Source organism: Achromobacter sp. (assembly GCF_050285585.1).
Lineage (GTDB): Bacteria > Pseudomonadota > Gammaproteobacteria > Burkholderiales > Burkholderiaceae_B > Achromobacter.
Map to the genome: position 1 here is coordinate 1 of NZ_JBLZXF010000052.1, position 18,719 is coordinate 18,719.

General features: G+C 64.6%; 15 protein-coding genes and 1 tRNA gene. All 16 read left to right on the forward strand.

What is annotated here, in order from left to right; all coding sequences use genetic code 11:
* Positions 1-6 precede the first annotated feature (6 nt).
* Positions 7-1,302 carry a histidine--tRNA ligase gene (hisS, locus tag ACN6PJ_RS29470; RefSeq protein ID WP_427999240.1) on the forward strand — a complete coding sequence of 432 codons (1,296 nt, stop codon included), beginning with the start codon at positions 7-9 and terminating at the stop codon, positions 1,300-1,302.
* Positions 1,303-1,305: 3 nt separating this feature from the next.
* Positions 1,306-1,944: a YfgM family protein gene (locus ACN6PJ_RS29475; protein ID WP_427999228.1), complete on the forward strand. Its 639-nt coding sequence runs from the start codon at positions 1,306-1,308 to the stop codon at positions 1,942-1,944.
* A gap of 5 nt (positions 1,945-1,949) precedes the next feature.
* Positions 1,950-3,107 (forward strand): outer membrane protein assembly factor BamB, encoded by a 1,158-nt coding sequence (bamB, locus tag ACN6PJ_RS29480; protein ID WP_427999229.1) that lies wholly within the window; start codon positions 1,950-1,952, stop codon positions 3,105-3,107.
* A gap of 22 nt (positions 3,108-3,129) precedes the next feature.
* The gene (gene der, locus ACN6PJ_RS29485) at positions 3,130-4,482 is read left to right on the forward strand and encodes a ribosome biogenesis GTPase Der (RefSeq protein WP_427999230.1); all 1,353 of its coding nucleotides are present in this window, start codon (positions 3,130-3,132) and stop codon (positions 4,480-4,482) included.
* Between the two features lie 3 nt (positions 4,483-4,485).
* Positions 4,486-5,559 (forward strand): histidinol-phosphate transaminase, encoded by a 1,074-nt coding sequence (gene hisC / locus ACN6PJ_RS29490; RefSeq protein ID WP_427999231.1) that lies wholly within the window; start codon positions 4,486-4,488, stop codon positions 5,557-5,559.
* 155 nt (positions 5,560-5,714) lie between these two features.
* A complete protein-coding gene (hfq, locus tag ACN6PJ_RS29495; RefSeq protein ID WP_006218585.1) occupies positions 5,715-5,951 on the forward strand; it encodes an RNA chaperone Hfq in 237 nt (78 codons plus the stop codon).
* Positions 5,952-6,035: 84 nt separating this feature from the next.
* Complete coding sequence (gene hflX / locus ACN6PJ_RS29500; protein ID WP_427999232.1) at positions 6,036-7,142, forward strand: GTPase HflX; 1,107 nt, start codon at positions 6,036-6,038, stop codon at positions 7,140-7,142.
* Positions 7,108-8,409, forward strand: a complete 1,302-nt coding sequence (gene hflK / locus ACN6PJ_RS29505) for an FtsH protease activity modulator HflK (RefSeq protein ID WP_427999233.1) — start codon at positions 7,108-7,110, stop codon at positions 8,407-8,409. The genes hflX and hflK overlap by 35 nt, the downstream gene beginning before the upstream one ends.
* A gap of 18 nt (positions 8,410-8,427) precedes the next feature.
* On the forward strand, positions 8,428-9,330 hold the full coding sequence (gene hflC, locus ACN6PJ_RS29510) for a protease modulator HflC (RefSeq protein WP_427999234.1): 903 nt from the start codon (positions 8,428-8,430) through the stop codon (positions 9,328-9,330).
* A 261-nt stretch (positions 9,331-9,591) separates the two neighbouring features.
* On the forward strand, positions 9,592-10,749 hold the full coding sequence (locus ACN6PJ_RS29515; RefSeq protein ID WP_427999235.1) for an ATP phosphoribosyltransferase regulatory subunit: 1,158 nt from the start codon (positions 9,592-9,594) through the stop codon (positions 10,747-10,749).
* 76 nt (positions 10,750-10,825) lie between these two features.
* Complete coding sequence (locus ACN6PJ_RS29520; protein ID WP_427999236.1) at positions 10,826-12,121, forward strand: adenylosuccinate synthase; 1,296 nt, start codon at positions 10,826-10,828, stop codon at positions 12,119-12,121.
* A gap of 83 nt (positions 12,122-12,204) precedes the next feature.
* Positions 12,205-12,747 carry a phosphoribosyltransferase gene (locus ACN6PJ_RS29525; protein WP_427999237.1) on the forward strand — a complete coding sequence of 181 codons (543 nt, stop codon included), beginning with the start codon at positions 12,205-12,207 and terminating at the stop codon, positions 12,745-12,747.
* Positions 12,748-13,067: 320 nt separating this feature from the next.
* A complete protein-coding gene (gene rpsU / locus ACN6PJ_RS29530; protein WP_006218592.1) occupies positions 13,068-13,280 on the forward strand; it encodes a 30S ribosomal protein S21 in 213 nt (70 codons plus the stop codon).
* A gap of 19 nt (positions 13,281-13,299) precedes the next feature.
* The gene (gene dnaG, locus ACN6PJ_RS29535) at positions 13,300-15,363 is read left to right on the forward strand and encodes a DNA primase (protein ID WP_427999238.1); all 2,064 of its coding nucleotides are present in this window, start codon (positions 13,300-13,302) and stop codon (positions 15,361-15,363) included.
* Between the two features lie 762 nt (positions 15,364-16,125).
* Positions 16,126-18,393 carry an RNA polymerase sigma factor RpoD gene (gene rpoD, locus ACN6PJ_RS29540; RefSeq protein WP_427999239.1) on the forward strand — a complete coding sequence of 756 codons (2,268 nt, stop codon included), beginning with the start codon at positions 16,126-16,128 and terminating at the stop codon, positions 18,391-18,393.
* Between the two features lie 9 nt (positions 18,394-18,402).
* Positions 18,403-18,481, forward strand: a tRNA-Ile gene (locus tag ACN6PJ_RS29545).
* Positions 18,482-18,719: the final 238 nt, after the last annotated feature.

Below are 18,719 nucleotides of genomic sequence, written 5' to 3' on the forward strand. Positions count from 1 at the left end.
CGCGGCATGATCAAGATGACTCAAGCTTTCCAGAAAGTCGCCGCCATACGCGGCATGAATGACCTGTTGCCGGGGGCGAGCGCCCGCTGGGAGCAATTCGAGGAAATCGTGCGCGGCTGGCTGCGCGGCTATGGCTACCGCAATGTGCGCACGCCCGTGCTTGAGCATACGCGCCTGTTCGCGCGCGGCATCGGCGAAGTGACCGATATCGTCGAAAAAGAGATGTACACCTTCACCGATGCGCTCAACGGCGAATCGCTGACCATGCGTCCGGAAATGACGGCCGGCATCGTGCGCGCCTCGATCGAGCACAACATGCTCTACGACCGCCCGCAGCGCGTCTACTCCATCGGGCCGGTATTCCGCCACGAGCGCCCGCAGCGCGGCCGCTATCGCCAGTTCCACCAGATCGACGTCGAGGCCCTGGGCTTCGCCGGTCCGGACGTGGATGCGGAACTGATCGTCATGCTGGCCCGCCTGTGGAAGCTGCTGGGCCTGACCGACGTGCGCCTCGAACTGAACTCGCTGGGCCAGCCGGCCGAGCGCGCCGCCCATCGCGCCGCGCTGATCGAGCACCTCGAAAAACACCGCGACATCCTCGACGAAGACGGCCAGCGCCGCATGTACAGCAACCCGCTGCGCGTGCTGGACACGAAGAATCCCGCCATGCAGGAAATGGCCGACAGCGCGCCGCGCCTGTTCGACTTTCTGGGCGAGGAGTCCCGCGCGCACTTCGACGGCGTGTGCCAGCGCCTGGCGGACGCCGGCATCGAATACCGCCTGAATCCGCGCCTGGTGCGCGGCCTGGACTACTACAACCTCACCGTGTTCGAGTGGGTGACCGACCGTCTGGGCTCCCAGGGCACGGTGTGCGGCGGCGGCCGCTACGACGGCCTGGTCGAACTGCTGGGCGGCAAGCCGGCGCCCGCGGTGGGCTTCGCCATCGGCATGGAGCGCCTGCTCGATCTCTGGGAACAGAGCGTGCAGGCGCCGGTTCCGGCCGAATGCGAGGTCTATGTCGTGCACCAGGGCGAAGAGGCCCAGCGCCTGGCCGCCCGCGTCGGCGAAGACCTGCGCGACGCCGGCCTGTCGGTCATCGTGCATGCCGGCGCGGCAAGCTTCAAATCCCAATTCAAGCGCGCCGACGCCAGCGGCGCCCGGGTTGCGGTTATCCTTGGCGCCGAAGAAGTGGCTGCACAGACCGCCAGCGTCAAGTTCCTGCGCGCCGATGCGCAGGGCGAAGCCGCGCAGCAGCAGGTCCCGTTGGCGGGATTGGCCGACGTATTGAACATCAAGGGTTAATGCATGGCATACGATCTGGAAGAACAGGAAAAACTCGACGCAATCAAGGCGTGGTGGGCCCGTTACGGCACGCTGGTCGTCACGCTGGCGGCGGCGGTCGCGCTGGCCTGGGGCGGCTGGTGGAGCTGGAAGGCCTACCAGGGGCATCGCGCCAACCAGGCCATGGGTTATTTCGAGGCGCTCGAAGACGCGGCCCGCCTGGGCGGCGCCGATTCGGCGGTGCGCATCAAGACCGCGGCGGCCACGCTGCGTGAAGATTATCCGGCCACGGGCTACGCCACGCGCGGCGCGCTGGTGGCGGCCCAGGCCCTGCAGGCCCTGAAGGACGATGCCGGCGCCCGCGAACAGCTGGAATGGCTGGCGGGCCAGGGCAAGGTCCCGTCCATGCAGGCCGTGGCGCGCCTGCGCCTGGCCGGCATGCTGCTGGACCAGAAGCAGTACGATGCCGCGCTGGGGCAGCTCAACAATCCGCCGCCGGCCTTCGCCGCCTTGTACGCGGATCGCCGCGGCGATATCCTCGCTGCGCAGGGCAAGCGTGACGAAGCCCGGGCGGCATGGCAAAGCGCCATCGATGGCCTGGGCACTGCGAATCCCTTGACCCAGGTTGTGCAACTGAAACTGGATGCCCTGAGCGGAGCGTGACTGTAATGCGTAAATTTGCACCTGGCCGTACGTGGCGCGGCGCCGTTTGCCTGGCGGGCCTGCTCGCCCTCGGCGGATGCGGCATGTTTTCCAGCGACGACGGCCGCTACGATCCCGCGCCCCTTACCGAATACAAGGCCGGCATGTCCGTGCGCCAGGTCTGGTCGGCGTCGATCGGCAGCGGTTCCGGCCTGGGCTTCGCGCCCACGGTCCTGGGCGATGCCATCTATGCCGCCACGCCCGACGGTTCGGTCGGCAAATTCGATCTGCAGAGCGGCCGTTCCATCTGGAAGGCCAAGACCGAGGGCAAACTGTCCGCGGGCGCGGGTAGCGACGGCACGACCACAGCGGTGGCTTCGCCCGATGGCGACGTGATCGCCTTCGACGACACCGGCAAGGTGAAATGGAAGGTTCGCGCCACCAGCGACGTGACGATTCCGCCCGTGGTGGGTTACGGCATCGTCGTGGTGCGCAGCGGCGACTACCGGATCCAGGCGTTCGATGCCAACAACGGCGAGCGGGTCTGGAGCGTGCAGCGCCCGGGCCCCGCGCTGGCATTGCGCAGCGTATCGCAGATGGTCCTGGCCGAGGGCCTGGTCATCACGGGCCTGCCTGGCGGCAAATTGATGGCCATCGCCTCCAATAGCGGCAACGTGCAATGGGAAGGCACCGTGGCGACGCCGCGCGGCGCCAGCGACCTCGAACGCCTGACCGACGTGGTCGGCGTGCCTCGCATCGCGGGCAACCTGCTTTGCGGCGTGGCCTACCAGGGCCGCATCGTCTGCTTCGACGTCACGGCCGGCGGCCGTCCGCTGTGGGCCAAGGACTTCTCCAGCGTCAGCGGCCTGACCCTGGACGACCGTTACGCCTATTCGCCGGACCAGAACGGCGTGGTCAACGCTTTCGCCCTGGACAACGGCGGCAACGTCTGGAAGCAGGCCGCGCTGAAGAACCGCCAGCTCACCGCGCCGGCCTTGCTCGGCGGCGCGCTTGCCGTGGGCGACCTGGACGGCTACGTGCATTTCCTGTCTCGCAGCGACGGCAGCCTGATGGCCCGCCTGTCGGTGGGCGGCGGGGCGATCGTGTCGCCGCCGCAAACCACTCCCCAAGGCGTGCTGGTCCAGACGGGCAATGGCAACCTCGTCCTGATCGGCGCCAACTAATCCTATAGAAAAGCCTTACACCGTGTCTTTCAAGCCTGTCGTCGCCCTGGTCGGTCGCCCCAACGTGGGAAAGTCGACCCTTTTCAACCGCCTGACGCGATCGCGCGCCGCGCTGGTGGCCGATTATTCCGGCCTCACCCGCGATCGCCACTACGGCGAGGGCAGGGTGGGCGAGACCCCCTTCATCGTCATCGATACCGGTGGTTTCGAGCCTGTCGCCAAGGACGGCATCCTGCTGGAGATGGCTCGCCAGACCCGGCAGGCCATCGCCGAGGCCGATGTGGTGGTGTTCTTGGTGGACGCGCGTGCGGGCGTGAATGCGCACGATCACGAGATCGCCAAGCTGCTGCGCAAGTCCGGCCAGCAGCGCGTCCTGCTCGCCGTCAACAAGGCCGAAGGCATGGGCGCCGGCGCCGCGATTTCCGAATTCCACGAGTTGGGGCTGGGCCAGCCCTATCCCATCTCCGCGGCGCACGGCGACGGCATCGTGGACCTGATCGAGCTGGCGCTCAACGACCTGGCCGGTCCGCCCGCCGAAGACGAGGCGGAAGAAGAGGGCGAGCACGATCACCGCATCAAGCTGGCGATCGTCGGACGCCCCAACGTGGGCAAGTCCACGCTCATCAATACCCTGATGGGTGAAGAGCGCGTGATCGCGTTCGACATGCCCGGCACCACCCGCGACGCCATCGAGATCGATTTCGAACGCGACGGCCGCCGCTACACGCTGATCGACACCGCGGGCCTGCGCAAGCGCGGCAAGGTGTTCGAGGCGGTCGAGAAATTCTCCGTCATCAAGACGCTGCAGGCCATCGAGGCCAGCAATGTCGTGCTGCTGATGCTGGACGCCCAGACCGAGATCTCCGAGCAGGATGCCCACATCGCGGGCTTCGTGCTGGAAACCGGGCGCGCCGTGGTCGTGGCCATCAACAAGTGGGACGGCCTGGATGGCGAGGCCAAGGAGCGCATCGAGCGCGAATTCCAGCGCAAGCTGCGCTTCCTGTCGTTTGCCCGCATGCACACCATTTCGGCGCTGCGCGGGCAGGGCGTGAAGCCCTTGCTGAAATCGATCAATGCGGCGCATGCCGCGGCCTTCGCCAAGCTGTCCACGCCCAAGCTGACGCGCGAGCTGCAGGCCGCCGTCGAGCAGCAGCCGCCTCCGCGCAAGGGCATTTTCCGTCCGAAGATGCGCTACGCGCACCAGGGCGGACAGAACCCTCCGCTGGTCATCATCCATGGCAACGCGCTCGATGCGGTGCCGGATTCGTACCGCCGTTACCTGGAAACGCGCTTCCGCAACGCCTTCGACCTGGCCGGCACGCCTTTGCGCATCGAATTCAAGTCCTCGCACAACCCCTATACGCAGGAAAGCTGATCCATGAGCCGCTTCTGGAGTCCCGTCGTCGGGACGCTCAGTCCGTATGTCCCGGGCGAGCAGCCCAAGCTTCAGAATCTGGTCAAGCTGAACACCAACGAGCATCCCTACGGCCCGTCGCCGAAGGTGCTCGACGCGATCCGCTCGGCCTGCGACGACGCGCTCAAGCTCTACCCGGATCCTTCGTCCGACCGCCTGCGGCAGGCCATCGCCGGAACCGTCGGCCTGCGGCCTGCCCAGGTGTTCGTGGGCAATGGGTCCGACGAGGTGCTGGCGCACGTTTTCCTCGCGCTGCTCAAGCATGAGCGGCCGCTGCGTTTCCCGGACATCACCTACAGCTTCTATCCGGTCTATTGCGGCCTGTACGGAATCGAATACGAAACGGTGCCGCTCACGTCCGACTTCCGCATCGACGTCGAGGACTACCTGCCCGGCCGCAATGGGCAGGCGGGCGCCATCATTTTCCCGAATCCCAATGCCCCCACCGGCCGGGCGCTGGACGCGGCCGAGGTCGAGCGCATCGTCGCCGGCAATCCCGACGCCGTCGTCGTGGTGGACGAGGCCTACGTGGATTTTGGCGGAGAGTCCGTCATTCCCCTGATCTCCCGCTACGACAATCTGCTCGTGGTGCAGACCCTCTCCAAATCGCGCTCGCTGGCCGGACTGCGGGTCGGCTTCGCCGTGGGCAGCGCCGCGCTCATCGAAGGGCTGGAGCGCGTAAAGAACAGTTTCAACTCATATCCCATCGATCGCCTGGCGTCCGCGGGCGCGGTAGCGGCGCTGGAAGATACGGAGTACTTTGAGAAGACTCGCCAAGCCGTGATCGAAACCCGGTCGCGGATGACAGCGGGCCTGCAGGCGCTGGGCTTCGAGGTGCTGCCTTCTTCCGCGAATTTCGTGTTCGCGCGGCATCCTTCGAAGGACGCCGCGGAGCTGGCCGCCGCCTTGCGCGAACGCAGCATCATCGTGCGCCATTTCCGCCAAGCGCGCATCGATCAGTTTCTGCGCATTACCGTGGGCACCGACGCGCAGTGCGAGCTGTTGTTGACGGCGCTTGCGGAGGTTCTGCAAGCGTGACGGCCAGGGGCTTTCCGCCGGAAAACTCTGGTGTCACTTTTGCTTCCCGGCCAAGTAGCACGGGCCGGGAAAACCCTGTAGAGTACATGTTTCGGCGTACCCCACCAGTACACAAGTACGCCATCATTCAATAACAAACAAATGGAGCCTGGCCAATGAGCAATAAAGGGCAAACTCTGCAAGATCCGTTCCTGAACACGCTGCGCAAGGACCATGTCCCCGTGTCGATCTACCTGGTGAACGGCATCAAGCTTCAAGGGCAAATCGAATCCTTCGACCAATACGTGGTGCTGCTGCGCAATACGGTCACCCAAATGGTCTACAAGCACGCCATTTCCACCGTCGTCCCCGCGCGCGCCGTGAATTTTCAGGTGGAAGTCCCTGCTGAGTAATCTCGCTCCAGCTTTATCCTTTTTTGCCCGCCGGACGGCTGACGTCGGCGGGCATTTTCGCTTTGGCTCCGATATGGTGCATGTATGCGCGCTTTGATCATCAGCGTGGATCTGGGAGATCCAGACTTCGCGGCCCATGCCGAGGAATTCGCCATGCTGGCCAAGGGCGCTGGCGCCGAAATCGTCGGCACCCTGACCGCGCGGCGCGACCGGCCCGACGCGAAATTCTTCATCGGCTCGGGCAAGGCAGACGAGGGCGTGGCCATGGCGCAGGCGCTGCTGGCCGATATCGTCCTGTTCGACCAGCCCCTGTCTCCCGCCCAGCAGCGCAACCTGGAACGCGCTTTCAATTTGCGCGTGGTGGATCGCGTCGCGCTCATCCTGGACATCTTCGCCCTGCGCGCCAAGAGCCACGAAGGCAAATTGCAGGTCGAACTGGCCCAGTTGCAGCATCTGGCCACGCGCCTGACGCGTCTGTGGACTCACCTGGAGCGGCAGCGCGGGGGCATCGGCATGCGGGGGCCGGGTGAATCCCAGCTGGAAATGGACCGGCGCATGATCGGCGCCAAGGTCAAGGTGCTGCGCGAGCGCCTGGACAAGGTCGAGCGCCAGCGTGTCACCCAGCGCCGGGCACGCGCCCGGGGCGGCGCGCTGTCGGTGTCGCTGGTCGGGTATACCAACGCCGGCAAGTCCACGCTGTTCAATGCGCTGACCCGGGCCGACAGCTACGCCGCGGACCAGCTCTTCGCCACCCTGGACACGACCACGCGCCGCATCTGGATCGAAGGGGCGGGGTCGGTGGTGGTGTCGGATACGGTGGGTTTCATCCGGGACCTGCCTCACGGCCTGATCGCGGCGTTCCGGGCCACCCTGGAAGAGACCGTGCATGCCGACCTGCTGCTGCACGTGGTCGATGCCGCCAGCCCGCAGCGGGACGAACAGATTTTCGAAGTCAACAAGGTCCTGGCCGAAATCGGCGCGGCGTCCGTTCCCACCATTCTTGTATACAACAAGATAGACCGGGCAGGATTGGAACCCCGGGTGGAGCGCGATGCACATGGTACGATTGCGCGAGTATTTGTAAGCGCCACCGAGCGCGCCGGCTTGGACGCGTTGCGCGGGGCAATTGCGGAGACCGGACAGATTGTGGGAAACAATGCCGCGAATTATCAAACTCTTCAATCTGAATGACCCCGGCTGGGGTCGTGGGAACAACAACGGCTCCGAGCCGCCGCCGAAGCGGCCGCAAGGCAATGGAGACGGTCCTCCCGACCTGGACGAGGTCTGGCGCGATTTCAATAATCGCATCGGATCCCTGTTCGGCCGCAAGGGCGGGGGCGGCAATAACCGTCCCGGCAACCGAGGCGGAATGACGCCGCCTTCGCCGCGCGGCGCGCGTATCGGCCTGGGCGTCGTCGCCCTGGTCGCGGCCGGCATCTGGCTGGCCAGCGGTTTCTATATCGTGCAGGAAGGCCAGGTCGCGGTCGTGACCCAGTTCGGCAAATACAAAAGCACGTCCCAAGCCGGCTTCCAATGGCGCCTGCCTTATCCGATCCAGAGCCACGAGATCGTCAACGTGTCGCAGCTGCGCACGTTCGAGGTCGGCTTCCGGGGCGGCGCGCGCAACAAGGTGCTGCCCGAGGCGCTGATGCTCACGACGGACGAGAACATCGTCGACATGCAGTTCGTCGTCCAGTACCGCCTGCGCGCCGACGGCGCGCCCGACTACCTGTTCAAGACGCGCGACCCGGACGAATCCGTCCGCCAGGCTTCCGAAACGGCCATGCGCGAAGTCGTGGGCAAGCAATCGATGGACTTCGTGCTGTACGAAGGCCGTACCACCGTGGCGTCGCAAGTGCAGGCGCTGATGCAGCAGATCCTGGACCGCTACCAGAGCGGCGTGCAGGTCAGCACCGTCGCCATCCAGAACGTGCAGCCGCCCGAGCAGGTGCAGGCCGCGTTCGACGACGCCGTCAAGGCCGGCCAGGACCGCGAGCGCCAGATCAACGAAGGCCAGGCCTACGCCAACCAGGTCGTGCCGCTGGCCAGCGGCCAGGCATCCCGCATGCTTGAGCAGGCCGAAGGCTACAAGGCCAAGGTCGTGGGCGACGCCCAGGGTAATACGTCGCGCTTCACCAGCATCCTCGGCGAGTACGAGAAGGCGCCGGCGGTCATGCGCCAGCGTATGTACCTGGAAAGCATGCAGGAGATCTTCACGCGCGCCAGCAAGGTCATGGTCGACACCAAGAGCAACAACAATATGTTGTACCTGCCCCTGGACAAGATCATGCATCTGGCCGCCCAGGACGTCAGCAAGTCCAGCGCCGGCAGTGCCGGTTCGTCCGGTCTGTCCAGCCAGCCCGTCCAGCCCCCGCTGCGCGGCAGCGCCGCGCCGGTGCCCCAATCTTCCGGCAGCAGCAACAGCAACACGCTGCCCCGCGACCGTACGTCGCGCTAACCCGGAGGAGTCCTGATCATGCAACGTCTCATGCCTGTCCTGGTCGGCCTGCTCATCGTGCTGGCCGCCCTTTCTTCCTGCGTCTTCGTCGTGCGCGAGCGCGACTACGCCCTCGTGTTCTCGCTGGGTGAAGTGCGCAAGACCATCAACGAACCCGGCCTGTACTTCAAGGCCCCGCCGCCGTTCCAGAATGTCGTGACGCTCGACAAGCGCATTCTGACCATCGAAACCAACGAAGCCGAACGCATCCAGACTTCCGAAAAGAAGAACCTGCTGATCGATTCCTACGTCAAGTGGCGTATTGCGGATCCCCGCCAATACTACGTCTCGACGGGCGGCAACGAGCGCGTGGCGCAAGAGCGCCTGCAGGCGCTGATCCGCGACGCGCTGAACGCATCGGTCAACGTGCGCACGGTGCGCGACGTGGTGTCGACCGAACGCGACAAGATCATGGCCGAGATCCTGACCAACGTGGCCAAGCGCGCCGAGCCCCTGGGCGTGCAGATCGTCGACGTGCGTCTGCGCCGCATCGAATTCGCCCCGGAAATCTCGGAATCGGTGTATCGCCGCATGGAGGCGGAGCGTACCCGCGTTGCCAACGAGCTGCGTTCCATCGGCGCCGCCGAAGGCGAGAAGATCCGCGCCGAAGCCGACCGCCAGCGCGAGGTGATCGTGGCCCAGGCCTATGCCAAGGCCCAGGGTATCATGGGCGAGGGCGATGCCGCCGCGGCATCGATCTACGCGCAGGCCTACGGCAAGAACCCGCAGTTCTATACGTACTACAAGAGCCTGGAAGCCTATCGCGCTTCGTTCTCGAAGCCGGGAGACGTGCTGGTGGTCGACCCCAGCTCCAGCTTCTTCCAGTTCATGAAAGATCCGGCCGGCGCCGCCCTGGCTCCGGTCACCCTGCCGGCCAAGTAGGGCGGCGGCGGTAATGCGGTAAGCAAAGCCCCTTGGAGATCCAAGGGGCTTATCGCTTTCTGCCGGGCAGGCCCGCTCGCGCGGGTAATTGGGGGACGGTTTTGCGGGCGGGCAACTCCGGCTGGCGCTCGCCGCTGAACCATGTACAATACCGCGTAAGCTAGAAAACATTCCGCAGCGGCTGAGCGGGCTTACGCCCCTCAGCCGCTTTTCGTTTGGGCGACGCCCACGCATCACTTGGCGTTATTCAGGTAAACATTCATGGGTAACTGGTTGCTGCCCGAGAGCCTTGCCGACGTACTTCCGGCAGAGGCCCGGCGCATCGAGGAATTGCGCCGCGAACTTCTCGATCTGTACCGCACGTACGGCTTCGAGCTGGTCGCGCCGCCCCTGGTCGAATACATCGATTCGTTGCTGTCCGGTACCGGCAGCGATCTGGATCTGCGTACGTGCAAACTGGTCGACCAGCTGTCCGGCCGCACGCTGGGCGTGCGCGCTGACATGACTCCTCAAGTCACGCGCATCGACGCGCACTTGCTGAACCGCGCGGGCGTCACCCGCCTGTGCTATTGCGGCAACGTGCTGCACGCCCGTCCGGCAGACTTGCTGTCCAGCCGCGAGCTGTTGCAGATCGGCGCCGAGATCTACGGCCATGCCGGGTCCGAGGCCGACCTGGAAATCATCCAGCTCGTGCTGGAAACGGTGGCGATCGCCGGCGTGCGCAACCCGCGGCTGGATCTCTGCCATCCGGGCGTGCTCCGCGCCATCCTGGAGTCGGACTCCGCCCTGGCAGCGCTGTCGGAAGAGGTCATCCTGCTGATGCGCGAGAAGGACGTTCCCGGCCTGGTCGAACTGGCGGCCCGCGCGCCCGGCATGCGTGCCGAAACGCTGCAGGCCCTGAAGCTGCTGCCCAATCTGTACGGCGGCCCCGAAGTGCTGCAGCAGGCCCGGCGCGAGCTGCCCTTGCTGCCTGGCGTCGCCGCCGCGCTGGACGCGCTGCAGGCCGTGGTGGACGCCATGCCCAGCGTCTCGTTCGGCGTCGACCTGGCCGATGTGGGGGGCTATGGCTACCATTCCGGCGTGAAGTTCGCGCTGTACGCCGAGGGCTGGCGCGACGCGCTGGTCAGCGGCGGGCGCTATGACGACGTCAGCCGTGCATTCGGCCGGGCGCGCCCCGCCACAGGCTTCAGTCTGGATTTACGCAAGCTGGCGGCGGGTTTGGCGCCGGCGGAACGGGCGCGTGCGGTTCGCGCGCCCTGGGGGCAGGCCCCCGCCTTGACCGAGGCGGTTCGCCGCCTGCGCCGGTCGGGTGAAATTGTCGTTCAGGTATTGCCCGGGCACGAGCAGGATCAGGACGAATTCGTTTGCGATCGCGAGCTGGCGCTGCAGGATGGCGCCTGGACGGTCAGAACGCTGTGACTAACTCCCTCTCGGCAACGAGAGGGCCGCGGGGAGATTTCCGGATTTCCCGAGAAACTCGATATTGATTCGTAACATGAGCAAGAACGTAGTCGTAATCGGCACCCAATGGGGTGACGAGGGCAAGGGCAAGATCGTCGACTGGCTGGCGGAATCCGTCCAGGGCGTGGTCCGCTTCCAAGGCGGTCACAATGCCGGCCATACGCTGTGGATCAATGGCAAGAAGACGATTCTTCGCCTGATCCCGTCGGGCATCATGCACCCCGGTGTCACCTGCTTCATCGGCAATGGCGTCGTGCTGTCCCCGGAAGCCCTGCTCAAGGAAATCGAAGAGCTTGAGGCCGCCGGCCTGGACGTCCGTTCGCGCCTGCAGATTTCCGAAATCTGCCCGCTGATCCTGCCGTACCACGTCGCCATCGACAAGGCGCGCGAAGCGCGCAAGGGCGACGGCAAGATCGGCACGACCGGCCGCGGCATCGGCCCCGCCTACGAAGACAAGGTCGCCCGCCGCGCGCTGCGCGTGCAGGACCTGTTCAATCCCCAGCTGTTCGACGAGAAGCTCGCCGAAGTGCTGGATTACCACAATTTCGTGCTGACCAAGTACCTGGGCGCCGAGGCGGTTTCCGCCAGCGAGGTGCGCGACCAGGCCATGGCGCTGGCTCCGGCCATCGCCCCGATGGTCAAGGACGTGTCGAGCAACCTGTTCGCCATGCAGCAGGCCGGGCAGCGCCTGCTGTTCGAAGGCGCGCAGGGCGCTCTGCTGGACGTCGACCACGGCACCTACCCGTTCGTCACCAGCAGCAACTGCGTCGCGGGCGCGGCTTCGGCCGGCGCCGGCGTCGGTCCGCAGCAGCTCGACTATGTCCTGGGCATCACCAAGGCCTACACGACCCGCGTCGGTTCGGGGCCGTTCCCCACGGAACTGGTCGACGAGATCGGCACCCGCCTGGCGACCATCGGCAAGGAATTCGGTTCGGTCACGGGCCGTCCGCGCCGCTGCGGCTGGTTCGACGGCGCCGCGCTCAAGCGCTCGGTCCGCCTGAACGGCATCACCGGCCTGTGCATCACCAAGCTGGACGTGCTGGACGGCCTGGAGACCATCCAGTTGGGCGTCGGGTACCGCGTCAACGGCGAATTCCGCGACGTGCTGCCCTACGGCGCGCACGCGGTCGCCCAGGCACAGCCGGTGCTCGAAGAGCTGCCCGGCTGGAGCGAATCCACGGTCGGCATCACCGAGTACGACAAGCTGCCTCAGGCGGCTCGTCGCTACCTGGAGCGCGTGGCGGAAGTGTGCGGCGTGCCCATCGACCTCGTGTCGACCGGCCCCGACCGCAATGAAACCATTGTGCTGCGTCATCCCCTGAAGGGCTGACATCGGGTTATTATTCGCAAGGCCGCCGCCGGTCTCACACCGGCGGCGGCCTTTTCGTATTTTTAAGCAGGAGATGCTTGCCTATGAGCACGCCGACCAATGATGGCAGCCATCTGTGGGTGACGTGGGACGACTACAACCGCCTGATCGAGCGCCTGTCCTTGCAGGTGCATCAATCGGGTTGGAAGTTCGACAAGATTCTTTGCCTGGCGCGCGGCGGCATGCGCGTCGGCGATGTTATGTCCCGGATTTTTGACGTACCCCTGGGCATCCTGGCCACCAGCAGCTACCGCGAGGCTGCCGGCACCAAGCAGGGCGACATGGATATCGCCCAGTTCATCACCATTACGCGCGGCACTTTGTCCGGGCGTGTGTTGCTGGTGGACGACATGGTCGATACCGGCAAGACCTTCAGCAAGGTCTACGACCACCTCAAGAGCCAGTTCACCGACATCACCGAACTGCGCAGCGCCGTGCTGTGGTGGAAGGGGCATTCCCAGGCGACGCCCGACTATTACGTCGACAAGCTGCCCACGAACCCCTGGATTCACCAGCCTTTCGAAGATTACGACAGCCTGCGTCCGCACCAGCTCGAGGCCTGGATCCGCAAAGGTTCCCAGGGCTGAGTCCGAGGGCCTGGCGAGGGCGGGGCGGTGGGCGGCCTTTTGGCGCCGGACTGTCCTCCCAGTAGTCAAAATGGCCGCTCCCGTGCTAGAATCGCTGGTTATCGCTAAACCGAACTTGGCTTGTTACTCTTTGGGTAGTCTTTGGGTAACGGAAACGGCCAGCTGGAATCCGGTTCCCAGTTCGCGATACCAGCCTCTGTTGGTATGATTTTCATGTCATCGAGGGCTGCCTTCGCGTGCCTGGATCCGTGCAGCGTTGCTGGTAAGCAAGCCAGGTTTGTCATCAACTTTTGTTACCCTACAAGCAGGCCAATCACTTTATGCCTATCGTTCGACTGAAGGAAAACGAACCGTTTGAAGCCGCTCTGCGTCGCTTCAAGCGCACCATCGAAAAGACCGGTTTGCTCACCGAGCTGCGTTCGCGCGAGTTCTATGAGAAGCCCACGGCTGAGCGCAAGCGCAAGCACGCCGCCGCCGTGAAGCGCCACTACAAGCGCATCCGTAGCCAACAACTGCCCCCGCGCCTGTATTGATTTTTGATTCCCGAATCTATTGATTCCAGAGTCATTCATCCAGGATTTGCTCGCCCGAGTCGACGTCGTCGACATAGTCGGGCGATACGTGCAGTTGAGAAAGGGCGGGGCCAACCTGCTTGGCCTGTGCCCTTTTCATAACGAAAAAAGCCCTTCGTTCACCGTCAGCCCCACCAAGCAGTTCTATCACTGCTTCGGCTGTGGAGCGCACGGCAGCGCCATCACCTTCCTGATGGAGCATACGGGCACCAGTTTCCCCGAGGCCGTGCGCACGCTCGCAGCCTCGGTGGGAATGACGGTTCCCGAAGAAAATCGCAGTCCACGCCAGCAGCAGGAGTCCGCGCGCCGCAAGGCCGAGGAGTCTCGCCATACGCAGGTGCTGGATGCCGCCCAGGCGCATTACCTGAAGCAGTTGCGGGCCTCGCCCGCGGCGATCCGCTATCTGAAGCAACGCGGCCTGACCGGCGAAATCGCGGCGCATTTCGGCCTGGGCTGGTCCGGCACGGACCGCCATGGCCTGTCGCACGTTTTTCCCAGCTACGAGGATCCGGTTCTGGTTGAATCGGGCCTGGTCATCGAATCCGAGGACGGCCGCCGCTACGACCGGTTCCGGGAGCGCATCATGTTCCCGATCCGCAATGCGCGGGGCAGCCTGATCGGATTCGGCGGCCGCATCATCGGCAAGGGCGAGCCCAAGTACCTGAATTCGCCGGAAACCCCGCTGTTCTCCAAGGGCCATGAGCTCTACGGCTTGTGGGAGGCGCGCCAGGCCATCCGCCAGGAAGGCCAGGTGATCGTGGTCGAGGGCTACATGGACGTCGTCGGCCTGGCCCAGCAGGGCATCGCGAACGCGGTGGCCACGTTGGGCACCGCCACCACGCCGGATCACGTGAAGAAGCTTCTGCGCGCCAGCGACAAGGTGATCTTCAGTTTTGACGGCGACGGGGCGGGGCGGCGCGCCGCCTGGCGCGCCCTGCAGGCTTGCCTGCCCGTGCTGCGCGACGACATCGCGATCCGTTTCCTCTTCCTGCCGTCGGAGCACGATCCCGATTCGTACGTGCGCGAACTGGGCGCGGAGGCGTTCCGCGCCTGCCTGGGCGATGCGGTGGCGTTGTCGCGCTTCCTGCTGGATGAGCTGGCGTCGCGGCACAACATGGACGAGGCGGAAGGGCGGGCGAGCTGCCTGCATGAGGCCAAGCCCTTGCTGGCCTCCATTCCGGAGTGCGCGCTGCGCGTGCAGATCGAGCGGGAGATGGCCAAGCTCGTGCAGCTGACGCCCGAGGAAATGGCCCAGGTGCTGGCGCAGCAGCCGGCCAAGCCCTTTGCCCCAGCCTCCCGGCCGGGCGAAGGGGCGCCTTCCGCCAGCCATGGACCGGGCCAGGATGCGGGCCCGCCCGACATGGGCTATGACTTCGGCGGGCACGATTTCCACGATATTCCCGCCGAGGAGTCCGATTACGCGGACTACGGCCATTTTCCGTCCCAGGACGGCGACGCCGGAAACGCCGGTGCCGCGCAGCCGGGCCGCCAGCAATGGAAGGGCAAGGGCGACTGGAAAGGCAAAGGCGACTGGAAGGGCAAGGGGGAGTGGAAGGGCGGCAAGGGCGGCTGGAAGGGACGGCGGGACGACGACGTCGGCGGGTTCGAAGGCCGGCGTACCATGCCGTCGCTGGCCAAGCGCCTGCTGGGCCTGCTCCTGGCGCACCCTGAACTGGTGGACACCATGGGAGACCAGCAGCTTGAAGTCATCGACCATGGGCCCCATCTAGGTCTAGTAAGGGACTTGATCATGCTGGCGCAGTCCAGCGGCGCCCGCCATGTCGGCGCCTTGCTGGAGGCGGCGGATCCCGATTCGGACCTGGCGACCGTGCTGAAGGGCTTGAGGGCCGACATCCTGTCCCAGGAAGACTTGCCGGATCCGCAGACCGAATGGGACGACGCGCTGCGCCGTATCGAATTCGATGCCGCCAGGACCGAAATGGCCAAGCTGGCGGCCAGCGGCTTGACGACCGAAGAGGGGCGCAAGCGCTATTTGGAGCTTTCCAGCCGCATGAATGTGCTCAAAGGTGCTGGGATACGCTAAATGCGCTAAAATCAAAGGTTTCCCGCGAGGTTGAGGGTTTTCCCTTGGTAATCGATTCGATTCCCAAGAGCGATTCCCAAGAGCGATTCTCGCGGGCGGTAGTGAGGGGATATTGAACCCTATGCCCGCAAGCCAACGGGTTCCGAGTCTATGGATTGTGGTGCTTGCAGTTGATTGATGCCGGTTCGTTCTGAATCTGGTGGCAATCCTGGGCCCGCAGGAACCTGGCGGACAGGTTGGCAGTACGAATGCATCCGGCCGGCGGAATCTATTCCGGCAGCCGGAATCTAATTGATGTAAGGGTTAGGCGCGGCAACCGGGCAGTGCAAGCGAAATCGCGAAATAAAAACGGATGCGTGCGTCAAATTTGTTACATAGTTAATTAATATAGCTGAGCGGTGAATCAGGCAAGTTCGGCGGCGGTTTTTTCCGCGTAGCGTTAGTGGTTTGGGTGCTGTGTCTACTCAGCTGCTTGGGGCAATGACCCTATAAGCAAGCAACGCCTATTTATAGGCAGGCAGCCCCCCCAACGCCCGGGATCCGCCAAGGAATGAGGCCACGCACGCCAGGCGCCACCCACGGTAATGCACCGCAAACGGCGCAAGGCGGGCTCGCAAGAGCCGGCCCTGCGAACAACGCAGGCGCGCGGCCTCGGCCGATTCACCAGTTTTACCCGTAGTACCGCCGCGCCGGGCAACCGCCCGGGGTGGCTTTATGCGGTGCAACATGCCCAATCGGGTTGCGACGACCACGGAAGCGACTATGACCAAATCCACCGGCAAATCCTCCTCTGCAATTGATGCGACCGAAACCGAGGCCAAGAAGGCCAAGCGCACGGTAAGCATGGCGGCGGAAAAAGCGCCCGCCAAGACGGCGGTGAAGGTCGCCAAGCCCGCTGCCAAGACGGCCGCCAAGAAGGCGGCCAAGACTGCTGCCGGGGCTGACAAGCCTGAGAAGGTGACGAAGGCTCGCGCCAAGAAGGCCGAAGACAAGCTGGCCGACCTGGTCGGCAGCGCGCGTCCGGCGCCGAGCGGCCGCCGCCCGGGCCGTCCTGCCAAGAACGCCAACAACGATTCCGACGGCTTCGACGATACGATGGACGGCGAAGGCGAAGTCCTGCCCGACCTGAAGCCGCCGAAGCGCGGCGGCAAGCGCGGCAAGGCCGATCCCAAGGACCTGATCGCCCGTGGCCCCGTGAGCCCGGAAGAATACGAAGCGCGCCGCAACCGCCTGAAGCAGCTGATCAAGCTGGGCAAGGACCGCGGCTACCTGACGTACGGCGAAATCAACGACCACCTGCCCGACGACCTGGTCGACGCGGAAGCGATCGACGGCATCATCAGCACCTTCAGCGACATGGGCATTGCGGTCTACGACCAGGCCCCCGACGCCGAAACGCTGCTGATGAGCGAGAACGCGCCGGTCGCGTCCAACGACGATGACGTCGAAGACGAAGCCGAAGCCGCGCTGACCACGGTGGATTCCGACTTCGGCCGCACCACGGACCCCGTCCGCATGTACATGCGCGAAATGGGCTCGGTGGAACTGCTGACGCGGGAAGGCGAAATCGAAATCGCCAAGCGCATCGAAGACGGCCTGAAGCACATGGTCATGGCCATTTCGGCCTGCCCGACCACGATCAACGAGATCCTGGCCCACATCCTGCGCGTGCGGGAAGGCCAGGCGCAGATCGACGAAGTGGTTGACGGCCTGGTCGATCCCGAAGACGGCGAGGAATACGCCGGCGCCGGCGTGACCGCGGACGAAGACGAAAGCGACGACGGCCCCGCCGGCGGCATGTCCAGCAAGCAGCTGGAAGACCTGCGCGTGAAGGCGCTGGCCAAGTTCGACGAAGTCGGCAAGCAGTTCGACAAGATGCGCCAGTCCTACGAAAAGGACGGCTACAAGTCGGACATCTACGTGCGCGCCCAGGAATCCATCCAGAACGAACTGATGGGCATCCGCTTCACCGCCAAGATGGTGGAAAAGCTGGCCGACACACTGCGCAACCAGGTTGAAGAAGTCCGTCAGCTCGAGCGCGCTGTCCTGCACACGTGTGTGGACCGTGCCGGCATGCCGCGCCTGCACTTCATCAAGGTGTTCCCCGGCAACGAAACCAACCTGCAGTGGGTCGTCGACGAAGTGGCCGCCGGCCATCCGTACGCCGAAACGCTGGAGCGCCAGATCCCCGCCGTGCAGGAACTGCAGCAGAAGCTGATCGACCTGCAAACGCGCGTCGTGCTGCCGCTGAAGGACCTGAAGGACGTCAACAAGCGCATGGCCACCGGCGAAGCCAAGGCCCGCAAGGCCAAGCGTGAAATGACCGAGGCCAACCTGCGCCTGGTGATTTCCATCGCCAAGAAGTACACGAACCGCGGCCTGCAGTTCCTGGACCTGATCCAGGAGGGCAACATCGGCCTGATGAAGGCCGTGGACAAGTTCGAGTACCGCCGCGGCTACAAGTTCTCGACCTACGCGACGTGGTGGATCCGCCAGGCCATCACCCGTTCCATCGCCGACCAGGCGCGCACCATCCGTATTCCGGTCCACATGATCGAAACGATCAACAAGATGAACCGGATCAGCCGCCAGATCCTGCAGGAAACCGGCGCCGAGCCGGATCCCGCGACCCTGGCGCAGAAGATGGACATGCCGGAAGACAAGATCCGCAAGATCCTGAAGATCGCCAAGGAACCGATCTCCATGGAAACGCCCATCGGTGACGACGACGACTCGCACCTGGGTGATTTCATCGAAGACACCTCCACGCTGGCGCCTTCGGATGCGGCTCTGCACGGTTCGATGCGCGATGTGGTCAAGGAAGTGCTAGACTCTCTCACCCCGCGTGAAGCCAAGGTTCTGCGCATGCGCTTCGGTATCGAGATGAGCACCGACCAGACCTTGGAAGAAGTGGGCAAGCAGTTCGACGTCACGCGCGAACGCATCCGCCAAATAGAGGCGAAGGCATTGCGCAAGCTGCGTCACCCCAGCCGGGCCGATAAGCTGAAGAGCTTCCTGGAAGGGCAGTAATCGTTTCCTGGGCCTCTAGCTCATGCCTGGTTAGAGCAGCGGACTCATAATCCGTTGGTGCCGAGTTCGACTCTCGGGGGGCCTACCAAGAAAGACGCGGGTCTCGGAGCAATCCGAGACCCGTTTTCTTTTCCGCAATCGCGGCTCTTTTCCACAAATCCGATTACCGAGTGGGCGCGGCCTTGTCTCCCTTGCGCCGCCGGACGTACTTCTCGGTGGTCGTGACCGAGCCATGCCCGAGCTGTTTCTGTGACCCTAACCCAGTTTTTAGTACCGATCTAAATTAGAGAAATCCGGCATGATTTCACCATATGGAATAGGAGCCA